Here is a 14,712-nt window from a genome sequence, read left to right on the forward strand (position 1 = left end):
CTAGGCAAGCGGATTCTTCTTTGCCATGCCATTTGCACGAGGCAATGAGACAGATGCTGGATGGCTCTTCTTAAGAACAATGAACTCCCTGTGGCCCAAGCCCTCAGGCAAATCGATTGCGTCATTCAGAAGCAAAGTAAAGCCGCAAATCTTAGCTACTGACATGCCGGAAGCAAGCTCCTCATCCGAAGGATTGCCCTTGGTGATAACAAATAGCCCTCCATCTTTGAGGAACGGAGCCGCATACTCAACAAGAATCGGTAGAGGGGCCAGTGCGCGGGCGGTTACGACAGAGAACTGCTTCTTATGGTTTCGAGCATATTCTTCAAGACGATCATGGACCGCATGAGCATGTTTCAATCCAAGAGCATGGACAAAGGAATCGACAGCATCAACCTTCTTGCCAACAGAGTCAATATAAGTAGCTTTACGATGCGTGGCTATGGTTAACGGAATACCAGGGAAGCCCGCACCTGTACCCATATCGAGCAAAGCTCCCTCAGGAGCCTTATTGATATAGGGGAGTAAAACAAGTGAGTCGAGGATATGAAGTACTGCAGCATCTTCTACGTTGAGAATACGGGTGAGATTGGTTGTCTTATTTGTTTCCAAAACCAAATCCAAATGCTTGATACATTTCCTCAGCTCAACATCAGTTACGCTCGAGGAATACTCTTTGCAATAGGAAGTTAGGCGACTCAACATCTCGTCAGCTTGCTGCTCAGTAAGTACTAACAACGAAAGCTCCTTTCTGACAAAAATCAGTGTATCGAGAACTTTTGACAAAAAAAGGGGACGTGGAAACCACGTCCCCTTAGCATAAGCTCGAGTAGATTATCGAGCAACAATCACCACATGGCGATCGGGGTCAGAACCCTCAGAATGAGTATCGACGGCATCATTGCCACGAAGTGCAATGTGAACCAGTCGGCGCTCGTAGGCATTCATGGGCGGAAGCGAAACACTCTTATGAGTGCGGATGGCACGCTCGGCAGCAGACTGAGCCATGGAGGCAACCTTGTCCTGTCGGCGGCTCTTGTATCCCTCGACGTCCACTACAACCGGATACCTAAAGCCAAGCTTGCGGCTCACCAGCAAAGAGAACATAACCTGAAGGGCATCAAGGGTACGACCATGACGGCCAATGAGAACAGCAAGATCAGGAGCGGTAACATCCAAAATCAGCTCGCCCTCGTCACCCTCGTACTCATCAATAGGAGAGTTGGCGGCATCGAAGTGCGAAAGGATGGAACGCAGAATGGAAATCGCAACATCGGCGATGGTGTCGAGCTCCTCATCGGTCAGCTCTTCACCGGCCTTGTAGCGCTGTGCAATCTCGGGATAATCGCCCACAATCTGCGGGGCAACCTCCTCAAGCATATCCTCGATGATCTCTTCAGACATAACGTACTCCAAAAGTTAGGTACCTAAATAAGATTGATATCCCGACTACTTCTTCTTGTGCGGGCGCGGCTTCTTCTCGCGACGGGTAACCTCGACCTGCAGCGGAGCGTTCTTGAGGCGCTCCTCCTCATCGGCCTTAGCCTTGTCGATAACCTTCTGTGTCACGAAGATCTGCTGGATAACCTGCCAGGCAGAAGACACATCGTAGTACAGCAGAACACCAACGGGAAAGCTCCAGCCCATCCAAAGCATCATGACCGTCATGACAACGGCCATCATACGCATGCTCTGGGCCTGCTGGCCGGTCTGGTTGCGCGACATATAGAGCTGCGGAATCAGGGTCAGGACGGCAAACAGGATCAGGCAGACCAGCGCAGGCAGTGCAACCATAAAGCCATCGGCAAAGGAAGCGCTCGGCGTGGTGGTCAGGTCGGGCAGGATGTTGAAGAACGAGAACGTGCCCTCGTTAAAGTACTGCGGCAGGTTACGAAGCAGCGTAAACAGGGCAAACAGGATAGGCATCTGAATCAGAAGCGGCAGACAACCAGCCATGGGGTTGAACTTGTTCTCGCTGTAGAACTTCTGCATCTCCTCGGCCTGACGCTGGGGATCGTCGGCATAGCGCTCCTGGATCTCGAGCATCTTGGGCTGCAGCACCTGCATGCGAGCCGTCGACTTGGTCGACTTGAGCATAAGCGGCGTCAGCAGCAGACGGATGATGACCACCAGGATGATGATGGACAGGCCCCAGTCGACCGCAAAGGTCTGGATGAGCTTGAGCAGCTCGAAAAGGATGTTAACGATCCAATCCCACATGTAAGTTTTCCTCCGATAGCGAGTGCCCGCTAGGGCACAGGGTCATAACCGCCGACGTGCAGGGGATTGCAGCGAGCGATGCGCCTCACGGCAAGCCAGCAGCCTCTCAAAACACCGTACTTCTCAATCGCCTGGATGGCGTATTGCGAGCACGTTGGGTAATAAATGCAGGCGTCAGGCAATAAGGGCGAAATAACCTGTTGATATATGCGAATAGGAGCGATGGCAACACGTCGCAAAACGTGGTTGCTCATCGCTCCTCCCCGGCAACGCCGGCGCGTTTCATAAGCGAACGCAATGCCTTGTCCATCTCCTGCGGCGAGGAATCCCTCGTCTTGGGAGTTGCGAACAAGATGATGTCATAACCCGCAACGGGAAATCCGCAGCTGCGGGCGGCCTCGCGCATCACACGCTTAGAACGGTTGCGCACGACAGCACAACCGAGCCGTTTAGCACCAACGAAGGCGACCCTTCCGGAGTCGCCTTCGCCAACCGATTCACATATGGTCATTCGAATCAGAGGGTGATTGAAACGACGCCCCTGACTGAACACATGCTCGAAATCTTGCCGAGACTTAATAGTCTTCATGCGAGATGTGTGTATCGCTGCTAGACAGTGAGACGCTTGCGGCCCTTGGCGCGACGACGGGCGAGCACGGCACGACCACCCTTAGTGGCCATACGGGCACGGAAGCCATGGGTCTTGGCACGCTTACGCTTATTAGGCTGATACGTACGCTTCATCTTAAGTTCCTCCTGCTGCATTTCGAGTGTCCGCGGGGGCGCGGACGCAGATATAGACACGTGAGCTTGAAGATTGTAGGGAAATCAATGTTCAAATGTCAAGAAATCAAAGGTAAAAGGTTGCGCAGTTCACACGGTTCCCCCATAAGCCAAGCTCGATTTAGCGGTACATGGCAACTTTTCACGATATTTCATCCAGTTTTCAACAGGTCATGTTGGCAATGTTGAGAACTTTTCGCCCGTTTTCCAAAGTTTTCAACAGGTTTTGAAAAGTTGTCGAAAGATGAGAAACATTGCACAGTGAGCTACTATTTGTTCAAAACCTTTTGAAAGATTGCGAGCGGCATGTCTGACGACTTTTACACCATGGTCGATTCCGGAGACCCGGCACCCGACAACGAGCACATCACCGGCGTGCGCGAAGAGCGTGAGGAAGGCGAGCAGACGACCACGCAGGCGCCAAAAGCCATGTACGCCGCACGAATCGCCGTCTATGACGACATGCTGTCGACACCGCGTGTGATCGTCATTGAGCCGCAAGATGTCCGCACGTATTTGGAAGAGACGACCAACACCGTCTACCAGTGTATGAAAGAGCAAGGTGGCCATATCTCGCTCATGGTCATCCGCGAGATTGTCGAAAACTTTATCCACGCACACTTTGCCGAGCCCATCATCTCGATTCTGGACGGCGGAGACACCATCCGCTTTGCCGATCAAGGACCCGGCATCGACGACAAGGAACGCGCTTTCGACTTTGGCGTTACCAGCGCAAACAGCAAGATGAAGCGCTATATCCGTGGAACCGGAGCAGGGTTTCCCATGGTGCAGGAGTATTTGGAAAACGCCGGCGGTGCCGTATCCATCGAGGACAACATGGGCAACGGAACCGTGGTTACGGTAAGCCTGAACCCTAAACGCGTGCAGGAAATCGAGCGTGCCGGCGGACGCGGTGCTGCCGTGCGGCCCGAGACGGAGCAGCCCACATATCCCCTGCCGAGAGCTTTTGCGCAGCAGCCCATGGCAACGCAGCAGATGCAGCCCCCCGTGGGGCAGATGCAGCAGCCCGGAATGCTTCCTACACAAGAGCCCCAGGCGGCATCGATGTCGATGCCGCCAAGCATGCAAGAAGCCATGCCACTGGCGGCTCAGGACACAGCCGCAATGCAGCAGGCGACGGGGGCACCGGGTGGCCAGCAAATGGGCTATCAGCCGTACCAACAGGGATATCCATATCAGCAGATGCCACCACTGGGGTATAGCCAGCAGTTCCCGCAGCAGTACCAGCAGGGATATCAGCAGCCGTACCAGCAGATGCCGCAGCAGCAGTACAACCCCTGGGCCCAGCAGATGACTCCGCAGCCTTACCAACAGTGGCCTCAAAGTTTTCAACAGCAAATGCCGCCGATGCAGAGTTCTCAACAACCAGCAGCTCAAATGATGTATCCTAATGCAGCAAATCAGTATGCGCAGCCACAACCGGACGTGTTCGTAAGCGATCGCGGCAACGCCGCGCTGGGCTATCTGGCGCAAAATCAAGCGTGCGGTGCTACCGATCTGGCGAGGGCGTTTGGAAACTCGGCCCCCACTTGGTCACGCACGCTCAATGACTTGGCGCAGGCCGGCTTGGTCATCAAGCATGGCCAGAAATACCATCTGACCGAACTCGGCGCCGCTCGCGTGCGAGCTCAGAGCTAAAGAACGGGAGAGACAGTGGACGAGGAAGCAAGCATCATCCTGGGGGATGCCATCGCCTTTTGCCAGCGCGACGGCCAAGATGCACGCCTCATCAACATGCTGGGGCAATCGCGCGCCATAAGCCTGACCGAAGATACGCTCACGATCGAGGCCCCCTCGCGCTTTGCCATCGCGCAGCTCAAAAAGCATCAGCCGACTATTGAGGCCTATCTGGAAGAAATCGCCTTTGCACCGATTGCGCTCGACATCGTGGCACCGCAAGGAGCCGTGGCGGAATCCGCTGCTGCGACGGCGCCCGCCGCGGCTCCCGCTGCCTCCCCGGCGGTGCCGGCCTCCGCAGGCGACGTGCCGACAATCGAGCACCAGCACGGCGATGTTTCCCGTGAAACCATGGCACCGTTGCCGACCGCGGCGGCGACGTCAACGAACGCACCCGTCACGCACATGCCTATCGCTCACGACGCAGCGGCGGGCGCGGATTCGGGCATTGCAATCAAGAACACGCTCTCGGCCGATGATTTTCGTCGCATGATGAACCAGATGAAGGGCGGAGCGCCGACTAAGTCCACGCAAGCTGCGACCCCCGCTTCACCCATGCCGGCACCGACCGTACCGGCCGAGCAGAATGCGGATGGAGCCCCGCTCGCCGCGAACTCAAAATTTACCTTTGAGAACTTTGTCTACGGCCCCGAGAACAGCCATGCCTATCGCTCGGCACTCAAGTTTGCCGCCCTCGCGGACGAGCGTGGCACGTGCACATCACTGTTCATCTACGGCAAATCGGGCCTGGGCAAGACGCACCTGCTGCTTGCCATCAAAAACGAGCTCGCCGAGAAGTCGCCCGAGATCAAGGTCAAGTATGCCAACTCCCAGGCATATCTGGACGACCTGATGACCGAGTTCGACCGCCAAAAGAAGAGCAACGCCCCTATCATGCAGGCATACCACGGCGTGGACGTGCTCATCATCGATGACATCCAAAACATCATCGGCAAGCGCGCGAGCGTGGACTACTTTTTCCAGCTCATGGACGAGTTCATCCGCAACAACAAGAAGGTCGTCATCGCGGCAGACCGCGCCCCCAAGGACCTGAGCATGGACGAGCGTCTGACCAGCCGCTTCAACGCCGGCATGCTCTGCCTGGTCGCAGAGCCCAGCTACGAGATGAAATACAAGATCTTGCAGCGCTATTACGAGAACACCATCGTCGCCGCTCCCGAGGCAGGCGACGACTCGCTGCTGGCGGCCTATGGGGGCGACAGCGGGCACCTGACCGACGACCACTTTAAACACATGGCCGAGGTCTCGGGCACCAACATCCGCGAACTCGAGAGCTTTTGCGAGCGCTGCGCCGGCGAGGCGGGCGACCGCGAGCGCGAGGGCGGGGAGCTCACCTTTGACGATATCGACGCCATCGCCAGCCAGTACTTCGACACATCGGCCAAAAAGATCAACGTCCAGACGGTTCAGTCCGTCATCGAAGAGCAGTACGGCGTGACGCACGAGGAGCTCATCGGCCCGCGTCGCAACGCCAATATCGCCAAAGCACGCCATATTGCCATCTATCTGGCCATCGAGATGTGCGAGATGACGACCACGGCGGTGGGCGCCGAATTTGGCAACCGCAACCACTCGACCGTCAGCACGAGCTACAAAAAGGTCCAGAAGATGATCCAGGAAGACCGCACCGTCACCGAAGACCTCAAGTCGCTGCGCGATAAAATTACACTGCGCTCGTAGGGAAATAGAGACACCTGTTGAAAACTTGTCGAAACCACGGGCATAAGGTGTCTAAAACCCAACCCGCGGTGATGAAAAGTTTTGCGCAGGTTTTGAACGTGGAAAACCACCCCTGTTGCACACAGGTTGCTGTCGATTCTCTTTCTGGGTCTGACCTGCGTCTTTGGGAGTAATCAACAGTTTCGTCAGTGCTATTACTATTATTAAGATATTTATATCTATAGAAAGGTATTAAAAGATGAAGTTCACCGTCAGCCAGAGCTCGCTTACACAAGCCATCGGCGTCGTTATGAAGGGTGTCGCTTCGGCATCCACCCTCCCCATCCTGTCGGGCGTGCTCGTTAAGGCCCAAGACGGCATCTTGGAATTCCAGACCTCTAACTACACCATCTCGATCCGTCATCGCATCGCGGCGCATGTCGAAGAAGAGGGCGAGATGGTTATTCCCTGTAAGATGCTCTCCAATATCACCAAGACCCTCCCCGATGCCCCGGTTACCTTTGAGCTGTCCGAGCGCCAGGTGCTGATTGGTTGCGAGAAGAGCTCTTTCCGCCTGAACACGCTCGATGCCAATGACTTCCCCGAGTTTCCGGCCTATGCCATCGAGAGTGCCGTGGAGCTGCCGACCGATGTCTTGTCCGAAATGGTCGGCCGCGTGTGGCGCGTCACCTCGACCGACAAGGCTCGCCCCATCCTGGGCGGCGTGCACATGAAGGTCGAGAACAACACCGTACGCCTGGTAGCGACCGATTCCTTCCGCTTGGCCGTGTGCGATACGCAGGTCGAGACCTCGACCCTCGAGGGCTCCTTTGAGCTCAACGTTCCGGCTGACGCCTTTAACGACGCGCTGAACATCATGGCCAGCCAAGCGACCATCATGATCGGGGCTACCGACACCCAGGTCGTCTTCGAGGCCGGCAACACCACCTACGTGTCGCGTCGCATCGAGGGCGTGTACCCCAACTACAAGCAGCTCATCCCCGATTCGTGCGTGACGAGCGTCAAGATCGACGTCGCCGCCTTTAACGCCGCCCTCAAGCGCGTGGCCGTTATCGCGAGCGCCAACCCCGCCGTCAAGTTCGAGATCGATGTCGAGAACGGGCAGATGGGCCTGTCCTCCATTTCCAATGACCAGGACCTTGCGCAGGAGACGATCGATGTCGAGGCCGAGGGCGAGTCGGGTACCATCGCCTTCAACTACCACTACATCTTCGGCTGCCTCAATGCCCTGTCCAAGGAGAAGGAGATCACGCTGGAGCTCAAGAGCTACTCGCAGGCGGGCATCTTTAAGTCCTACGACAAGATCAACTACCTGTACCTGGTCATGCCGGTCCGCATCTAGCGCTGCGCCATGACCATGTTCGCCCGCGATCTTTCCGTCGCGCACTACCGCAGCTTCGATAGCTATCACCTTGCCCTGGACGAGGGCGTGACGATACTTGCGGGACCCAACGCGGCGGGAAAGACCAATCTCATAGAGGCGCTGCAGCTGCTGACGAGCGGCGCCTCGTTTAGGCATCCGACCGCAGCCGAGCTCGTCCATGACGGCGTGGGCTCGTGCAAGATCGAGCTGAGGCTCGAGGGCGACGGCCGCGTGCTTGATATGGGATTGAGCGCGGAGGACGGTAAGCGCTCGTTTAGCCGCAACGGCAAGAGATGCTCTGCCGCCGGTGTGCGCGGGGTTCTTCCGAGCGTGCTGTTTTGCCCCGACCATCTGGACATGGTTAAGCGTGGCGCCAGTGTGCGCCGCGCCGCCCTCGATGACTTTGGCATGCAACTGAGCGCACGCTATGCCGATCTTGCGAGCACCTATGGGCGCTGCGTGACCCAGCGTAACGCCTTGCTCAAGGAGACCTGGTGCTGCCGCGAGATGCTCGGCGCGTGGAACGATTCGATTGCCCGCGCGGGCTCGGCCCTGCTCGTGCACCGGTTGGCCCTGCTCGACCGGCTGGCGGGCCATGTGCACACTGCCTACGGGCAAGTAGCGTCAGGTGAGGCCGCCAACGTGACCTATGCGTCCACGCTGGGGGCTTTGCCCCAGGTCGAGGATCGCGAAGAGCTGAAGGGTTGGGCGTACGAGCGCATGCTGGCCGCCCTTGACGAGCATGCCGACGAGGAAATTCGCCGCGGCGTGACGTTGGTGGGACCGCATCGCGACGAGATTGAGTTTACCGTGGCGGGTCGCTCCGCCCGTTCATTTGCCAGCCAAGGACAGCAGCGCACGCTGGTGCTGTCCTGGAAGGTGGCCGAGGTTGCCGTGGCTCGCGATGTCCTGGGCACCGCCCCACTGCTGCTTTTGGACGACGTGATGAGCGAGCTCGACGGCGAGCGTCGCGGCGCTTTCCTGCGGCTGATCGGCGATGATATCCAGACGGTCATAACCACGACCAACCTGGGGTACTTTACCGATGACCTGCTTGATCGAGCCAAGGTGGTGAGCATGGGTGAGACGTGCTAATTACGAGCGCGAGAGCGAGACAGTCGCCTTCAGCGGGTTTTTGAACGCAGAGCGCCAGCGCATCCTGGCGGCTGCAACGCCTAAGCGCCGTGCGCAGATGGAGGCCGCCGAGGAGTCGCGCACGGTCTATCGCGCATGGAACGCGGTGTGCTCGGGCACGCGCGAGGGGCGGCATGTGACGGGACTGCGCTACCTGCCCGAGTCCAATGAGCTGCTGGTGTATCTCGACTCGCCCTCGTGGACGCAGGAAATGACGCTGTTGCGCGAGATCATCCGCGCGCGCATGGAGCGCGCCGGTGCGCATGTGGACGGCCTGGTGTTCAAAACCACCGCGCCCGGTCACACGCCGCCCGCCGCCAAGGAGCGCCTGCGCCCGGCGACGACCGAGCGCCCGCCGGCCCCGCACGCCGACCTAAGTGAGGCCGAGTGCACCGAGATCGAGCGCCAGGTGGCGCCCATCGAAGACCAAAAACTGCGCGAGGCCCTCGAGAATGCCATGAGAGCCAGTGCCGAGTGGGCCAAGGGCGTGCAAAGCAAAAAAGAGCCTTAAATCGCATCTGGTGGCCTTGTAGAGCCAAATACCCTCGGTCCCGAGGGTATTTTTTTACGATAAACTAGTAAGGCTGTACACATTTTCTTGACTGAAGGAGGACGTGTGGCAAACGAAAACGATTACGATGGCGGCGAGATTAAGATTCTCGAAGGTCTCGAGGCCGTTCGTAAGCGCCCGGGCATGTATATCGGCTCGACGAGCGCCAGCGGTCTGCATCACCTGGTGTGGGAGATCGTTGACAACTCCGTCGACGAGGCCATGGCCGGTTTCTGCACCGAGATCCAGGTGACGGTCCACGCCGACAACTCCATCACGGTCGTCGACAACGGGCGCGGCATCCCCGTCGACGAGCACCCTGTTAAAAAGATCCCGACGCTCGAGGTCGTTATGACGATCTTGCACGCCGGCGGTAAGTTCGATAACTCGGCCTATAAGGTCTCGGGCGGCCTGCACGGCGTAGGCATCTCCGTCGTCAACGCACTGTCCAAGCGCGTGGTCGTTCAGGTTCGTCGCGATGGCAACACCTACGAGATGGAGTTCTCGCGCGGCAAGACCGTCAAGAAGATGGAGGTCGTGGGCACCTCGGATTCGACGGGTACCACCGTCACCTTCTGGCCCGACGACGAGATCTTCGAGACCTGCATCTACGATTTCGATACGCTGCACAACCGTCTGCAGGAGACGGCGTTCCTCAATAAGAACCTCAAGATCGTGCTGACCGACGAGCGCGAGGCGACTCCCCACGTGGAGGAGTTTTGCTACGAGGGCGGCATCATCGACTTCGTCAAGTTCCTCAACGAGGGCAAGGACGTCCCCGAGGCCTTTAAGGAGCCCATCTACATCGAGGGCAAATCGGACCCGGACGCTCCCGTGGCCAAGATGGGCGAGGTCGAGGTTTCCCTGCAGTGGAATAGCGGCTACGGCGAGAACGTCATGTCGTTTGCCAACGACATCTACACTCCCGAGGGCGGCATGCACCTTGAGGGCTTCCGCACCGCGCTCACCCGCGTGATCAACGACTACGCGCGCAAACAGAACCTGCTCAAGGAAAAAGACGCCAACCTGACCGGCGACGATGTGCGCGAGGGCCTTTCGGCCGTTATCTCGGTCAAGCTGCCCGATCCGCAGTTTGAGGGGCAGACCAAGGCCAAGCTCGGTAGCTCCTATATGCGCGCGCTCACGCTCAAGATCGTGACCGACGGCCTCGCCGATTACTTGGAGGAGCATCCCAAGCCCGCCCGCGAGATCGTCAAGAAGGCGCAACAGGCCTGCAAGGCGCGCAACGCCGCCCGCAAGGCGCGCGAGGCGACCCGCCGCAAGAGCCTGCTCGAGACGGCGTCCCTGCCCGGTAAGCTCGCTGACTGCTCGGTGCGCGATGCCGAGCTGACCGAGCTCTTCATCGTAGAGGGCGACTCGGCAGGCGGTTCGGCCAAGGACGGCCGTCGCCGAGACATCCAGGCGATTCTGCCCCTGCGCGGCAAGATTCTGAACGTCGAACGCGTTGGTGACCATCGCGCGTTCTCGAGTGACACCATCCAGTCGCTGATTACCGCGATCGGCTGCGGCGTCACGACGAGTGCCGGCGACGGCGGCGACTTCGATATCACCAAGGCGCGCTACCACAAGATCATCATCATGACCGATGCAGACGTCGACGGTGCGCATATCCGCATCCTGCTGCTGACGTTCTTCTACAAGTACATGCGTCCGCTGATCGATGCCGGCTACGTCTATGTTGCCTGCCCGCCCATCTTTGGCATTAAGGTGCGCAACAAGATCCACTACGTGTATCCCAACGGCCGCCAGCCCGAAGACGAGATCCTGCGCGACACCATCCAGAGTCTGGGCCTGAACCCCGACGACAACGACGAGGACGGCAAGGCCAAGGACGGCAAGATCACCAAGAAGCGGAAGGGCTATACCGTCCAGCGCTACAAGGGCCTGGGCGAGATGGACCCCAAGCAGCTCGCCTCGACGACGATGGATCCCAAGACCCGCATCCTGCAGCGCGTGTCGATCGAGGATGCCGTGGTGGCAGACCGCGCCGTGCGCGAGCTGATGGGTTCCGAGGTCGGCTATCGCCGCGAGTACATCGAAAAACACGCGCACGACGCGCGCTTCTTAGACGCCTAACCTGTTCGGCTTTCCCAGCCACCGCACCTTCGCCCTCAATCGTCGGTCGCGTACCCAAGTACGCTTCCCTCCTCTTTCGAGCGAATCTGCGGCACCTGGAAAAGCCGTCTCCGTGGCAGGATGATTAATGGACCACGCAAACCATGAGGAGGTAACGTGGCAGACGATATCAACAATAACGAGGGTATGGGCGAGGCCGGCGATGCCGGCATGCCCGACGATCTGAAGCGCCTGCTTGCCCGTGCTGAGCAGGGCGAGGACGGCGATCCGGACGCTTATAACCCCGATGCCGATGATGATGAGGAAGAAGACGACGACGGCGAGCTCGAGGAGAGCTTTGGCGAAGTCGACCGTGGCGCCTCGGCCGGCGAGGATATCAATGGCGGCCAGCTCCAGATTTCGGAGTTCGGCCGTGAGATGAAACAGTCGTTCATCGAGTATTCGATGTCGGTCATCACGGCGCGCGCCCTGCCGGACGTGCGCGACGGCCTAAAGCCGGTTCACCGCCGCATTCTGTACGCGATGAACGAGAGCGGCATCTACCCCAACCGTCCGCACAAGAAGTCGGCCTGGACGGTCGGCGAAGTTATCGGCAAGTACCATCCGCATGGTGACTCCGCGGTCTACGAGGCAATGGTTCGCCTGGCGCAGTGGTTCTCCATGCGCACGCCGCTCATCGACGGCCACGGCAACTTCGGCAACATCGACGGCGACGGCGCCGCTGCCATGCGTTACACCGAGAGCCGCCTGGCAAAGCCCGCCATGGAGCTGCTGCGTGACCTGCAGAAGGATACCGTCGACTGGCAGCCCAACTACGACGAATCGCTCGCCGAGCCTCAGGCGCTGCCTGCGCGCTTCCCCAACCTGCTGGTCAACGGCAGCCAGGGCATCGCCGTCGGCATGGCCACCAATATCGCCCCGCATAACCTCACCGAGGCGATCGAGGCAACCTGCTACCTGATCGATAATCCCGACGCCACTGTCGACGAGCTCATGCAGATCATGCCCGGTCCGGACTTCCCCACCGGCGCCATCATCATGGGCAGCGCCGGCATTAAGCAGAGCTACGAGACCGGCCGCGGCTCCATTACCGTGCGCGCCAAGGCCCACGTGGAATCCACCAAGACCGGCCGCAACCGCCTGGTCTTTACCGAGATTCCCTACATGGTCAACAAGGGCACCCTGCAGGAGAAGATCGCCCAGCTCGTCAACGACAAGCGCATCGAGGGCATCTCGGACATGCGCGATGAGTCCAACCAGAAGGGTATCCGTCTGGTCATCGAACTCAAGAAGGGCGTCATCCCGCAGGTCGTGCTCAACAACCTGTACAAGTACACCTCGCTGCAGGCGACCTTTGGCGCCAACAACCTGGCGCTTGTCAACGGCGTTCCCAAATGCCTGAGCCTGCGCGAGATGCTGCAGCACTACATCGACCACCAGGTCGACGTCGTCACCCGCCGCACCCGCTTCGACCTTAAGAAGGCCCAGGCCCGCGCGCATATCCTTGAGGGCTACCTGATGGCCCTTGACCATATCGACGAGGTCATCAGCATCATCCGCTCCTCGCAGACTGATTCCGAGGCCAGCAGCCGCCTGATCGAGCGCTTTGGCTTTACGCCCGAGCAGACCACGGCCATCCTCGAGATGAAGCTGCGCCGCCTGACCGGCCTGGAGCGCGACAAGATTCAGGAAGAGCTGGACGGCTTGCGCCGCGCCATCGCCTACTACGAGGACCTGCTGGCGCACGAGGAGAAGATCCTGGGCGTCATTAAGGAAGAGATGCGCGAGATCTCCAAGAAGTTCGGCGATAAGCGCCGCACCGAGATCAGCCATGTCGAGAAGGACCTGGACGTCGAGGACCTCATTGCCGATGAGGACATGGTCGTGACCATCACCCACACCGGCTATGTCAAGCGCATCCCGGTGGCCGCCTACCGCGCCCAGAAGCGCGGCGGCAAGGGCGTGTCGGGCGTCAACCTCAAAGAGGACGACGTCATCGACGAGATGTTCATCGCGTCCACGCACGAGTACGTGCTGTTCTTCTCGAGCAAGGGTAAGGTCTATCGCCTGAAGGTGCACGAGCTGCCGGTGGGTACGCGCCAGGCGCGCGGTACCGCAATCGTCAACCTGCTGCCCTTCGAGGAGGGCGAGAAGATCGCGAGCGTCATCAGCTGCCGCGAGTTCCCTGCCGACGAGTACCTGATGTTTGCCACCAAGAGCGGCATGGTCAAGAAGACCGTAATGAGCGCATATGACCGCAGCCGCCGCGACGGCCTGATCGCTATCAACCTGCGTGACGACGACGCGCTGCTGAACGTGCGCCGCGTGCGCGAGGGCGACAAGATTATCCTGGCCACCACCGCGGGCAAGGCGATCATGTTCTCCGAGGAGCAGGTGCGCGCCACCGGCCGCGATACTAGCGGCGTTCGCGGTATCGGTATGAAGGACGGCGTGAGCGTTCTGGGCATGGAAGTCACTAACGGCAACGGCGATCTATTCGTCATCACCGAGCGCGGCTACGGCAAGCGCACGCCGGTCGCGGACTACCCGGAGCAGAATCGCGGCGGCCAGGGCGTCTACACCATCCAAATGACCGAGCGTAAGGGCAACCTCGCGGCCATGAAGACGGTGGGCCCGCAGCACGAGTTGTTCATCGTGACGGAGGGCGCGACGGTCATTCGCGTCAAGACCGATGAGATTAGCCAGACTGGCCGCGCTACCCAGGGCGTCAAGATGATGACCGTCGACGACAACGACCGCATCTGCGCCGTAGCCCGCATGACAGCCGCCAAGGAGAAGCCCGAAGGCGAAGGCGCCGAGGCCGCAACCGACGTCGAAGAGGCCCCAGTCGACCTAGGCGACGGCAACGACATGCCAGAGGATCTCCTAGACGAGTAAGAGGCCCTAGCTGGTAAAAATCATCAGACCCCTTACATCGGCGGTCGGCGCACTGCGCGCCGACCGCTTTTTTGACAATCTTGAACCTCGCGTCGGCCCCGGCTGCCCGGCGGCATACGAAGTCGATCGCGAGTTCCGCACGAGCCGGAGAGCACTTAATGTGCTCTCCGTGCGAGCAGGACTGTCCGAGCAGGCGACTTCGCATGCCGCCGGGCAGCCGGGCCGACACCCCTCAAAGATTTTCAAAAAAGTTGTTGACGCGCGCGTA

At 59.2% G+C, this 14,712-nt stretch carries 13 protein-coding genes; 7 read left to right on the forward strand and 6 right to left on the reverse strand.

Annotated elements, in window-relative coordinates; genetic code table 11:
* The 6 genes from rsmG to rpmH all read right to left on the reverse strand — a co-directional run bounded on the left by rsmG (position 1) and on the right by rpmH (position 2,964).
* Positions 1–738, reverse strand: a complete 738-nt coding sequence (gene rsmG, locus DW821_RS04920; protein ID WP_233503845.1) for a 16S rRNA (guanine(527)-N(7))-methyltransferase RsmG — start codon at positions 736–738, stop codon at positions 1–3.
* Positions 739–834: 96 nt separating this feature from the next.
* Positions 835–1,404, reverse strand: a complete 570-nt coding sequence (locus DW821_RS04925) for a R3H domain-containing nucleic acid-binding protein (RefSeq protein ID WP_117584024.1) — start codon at positions 1,402–1,404, stop codon at positions 835–837.
* Positions 1,405–1,449: 45 nt separating this feature from the next.
* Complete coding sequence (locus tag DW821_RS04930) at positions 1,450–2,220, reverse strand: YidC/Oxa1 family membrane protein insertase (RefSeq protein WP_118065888.1); 771 nt, start codon at positions 2,218–2,220, stop codon at positions 1,450–1,452.
* Positions 2,221–2,249: 29 nt separating this feature from the next.
* Positions 2,250–2,474, reverse strand: coding sequence for a membrane protein insertion efficiency factor YidD (yidD, locus tag DW821_RS04935; RefSeq protein WP_117584026.1), 225 nt, complete (start codon positions 2,472–2,474; stop codon positions 2,250–2,252).
* Positions 2,471–2,809, reverse strand: coding sequence for a ribonuclease P protein component (gene rnpA, locus DW821_RS04940; RefSeq protein ID WP_117766363.1), 339 nt, complete (start codon positions 2,807–2,809; stop codon positions 2,471–2,473). The genes yidD and rnpA overlap by 4 nt, the downstream gene beginning before the upstream one ends.
* 20 nt (positions 2,810–2,829) lie before the next feature.
* Positions 2,830–2,964: a 50S ribosomal protein L34 gene (rpmH, locus tag DW821_RS04945; RefSeq protein ID WP_019127408.1), complete on the reverse strand. Its 135-nt coding sequence runs from the start codon at positions 2,962–2,964 to the stop codon at positions 2,830–2,832.
* Between the two features lie 345 nt (positions 2,965–3,309).
* On the opposite strand from rpmH, the gene DW821_RS04950 reads away from it, so the two are divergent.
* From DW821_RS04950 to gyrA, 7 genes are all read left to right on the forward strand, one after another.
* On the forward strand, positions 3,310–4,662 hold the full coding sequence (locus DW821_RS04950) for an ATP-binding protein (protein ID WP_117800666.1): 1,353 nt from the start codon (positions 3,310–3,312) through the stop codon (positions 4,660–4,662).
* A 15-nt stretch (positions 4,663–4,677) separates the two neighbouring features.
* The gene (locus DW821_RS04955) at positions 4,678–6,402 is read left to right on the forward strand and encodes a DnaA ATPase domain-containing protein (RefSeq protein WP_117800667.1); all 1,725 of its coding nucleotides are present in this window, start codon (positions 4,678–4,680) and stop codon (positions 6,400–6,402) included.
* A 238-nt stretch (positions 6,403–6,640) separates the two neighbouring features.
* Positions 6,641–7,744, forward strand: a complete 1,104-nt coding sequence (dnaN, locus tag DW821_RS04960; protein ID WP_099432409.1) for a DNA polymerase III subunit beta — start codon at positions 6,641–6,643, stop codon at positions 7,742–7,744.
* A 9-nt stretch (positions 7,745–7,753) separates the two neighbouring features.
* Complete coding sequence (locus DW821_RS04965) at positions 7,754–8,860, forward strand: DNA replication/repair protein RecF (protein ID WP_117584031.1); 1,107 nt, start codon at positions 7,754–7,756, stop codon at positions 8,858–8,860.
* Positions 8,847–9,410 carry a DciA family protein gene (locus DW821_RS04970; RefSeq protein ID WP_117584032.1) on the forward strand — a complete coding sequence of 188 codons (564 nt, stop codon included), beginning with the start codon at positions 8,847–8,849 and terminating at the stop codon, positions 9,408–9,410. The genes DW821_RS04965 and DW821_RS04970 overlap by 14 nt, the downstream gene beginning before the upstream one ends.
* A 105-nt stretch (positions 9,411–9,515) precedes the next feature.
* Complete coding sequence (gene gyrB / locus DW821_RS04975) at positions 9,516–11,546, forward strand: DNA topoisomerase (ATP-hydrolyzing) subunit B (RefSeq protein ID WP_117769723.1); 2,031 nt, start codon at positions 9,516–9,518, stop codon at positions 11,544–11,546.
* A 186-nt stretch (positions 11,547–11,732) separates the two neighbouring features.
* A complete protein-coding gene (gene gyrA / locus DW821_RS04980; RefSeq protein ID WP_199584293.1) occupies positions 11,733–14,444 on the forward strand; it encodes a DNA gyrase subunit A in 2,712 nt (903 codons plus the stop codon).
* Positions 14,445–14,712: the final 268 nt, after the last annotated feature.

Source organism: Collinsella sp. AM33-4BH, from assembly GCF_003469205.1.
In the GTDB taxonomy this organism is placed as follows: domain Bacteria; phylum Actinomycetota; class Coriobacteriia; order Coriobacteriales; family Coriobacteriaceae; genus Collinsella.

Bases quoted from the DNA above. Each gene is read 5' to 3' on its own strand.
- DW821_RS04925 (WP_117584024.1), bottom strand. From the start codon at position 1,404: ATGTCTGAAGAGATCATCGAGGATATGCTTGAGGAGGTTGCCCCGCAG.
- DW821_RS04930 (WP_118065888.1), bottom strand. From the start codon at position 2,220: ATGTGGGATTGGATCGTTAACATCCTTTTCGAGCTGCTCAAGCTCATC.
- yidD (WP_117584026.1), bottom strand. From the start codon at position 2,474: ATGAGCAACCACGTTTTGCGACGTGTTGCCATCGCTCCTATTCGCATA.
- rnpA (WP_117766363.1), bottom strand. From the start codon at position 2,809: ATGAAGACTATTAAGTCTCGGCAAGATTTCGAGCATGTGTTCAGTCAG.
- rpmH (WP_019127408.1), bottom strand. From the start codon at position 2,964: ATGAAGCGTACGTATCAGCCTAATAAGCGTAAGCGTGCCAAGACCCAT.
- DW821_RS04950 (WP_117800666.1), top strand. From the start codon at position 3,310: ATGTCTGACGACTTTTACACCATGGTCGATTCCGGAGACCCGGCACCC.
- dnaN (WP_099432409.1), top strand. From the start codon at position 6,641: ATGAAGTTCACCGTCAGCCAGAGCTCGCTTACACAAGCCATCGGCGTC.
- DW821_RS04965 (WP_117584031.1), top strand. From the start codon at position 7,754: ATGACCATGTTCGCCCGCGATCTTTCCGTCGCGCACTACCGCAGCTTC.
- gyrA (WP_199584293.1), top strand. From the start codon at position 11,733: ATGGGCGAGGCCGGCGATGCCGGCATGCCCGACGATCTGAAGCGCCTG.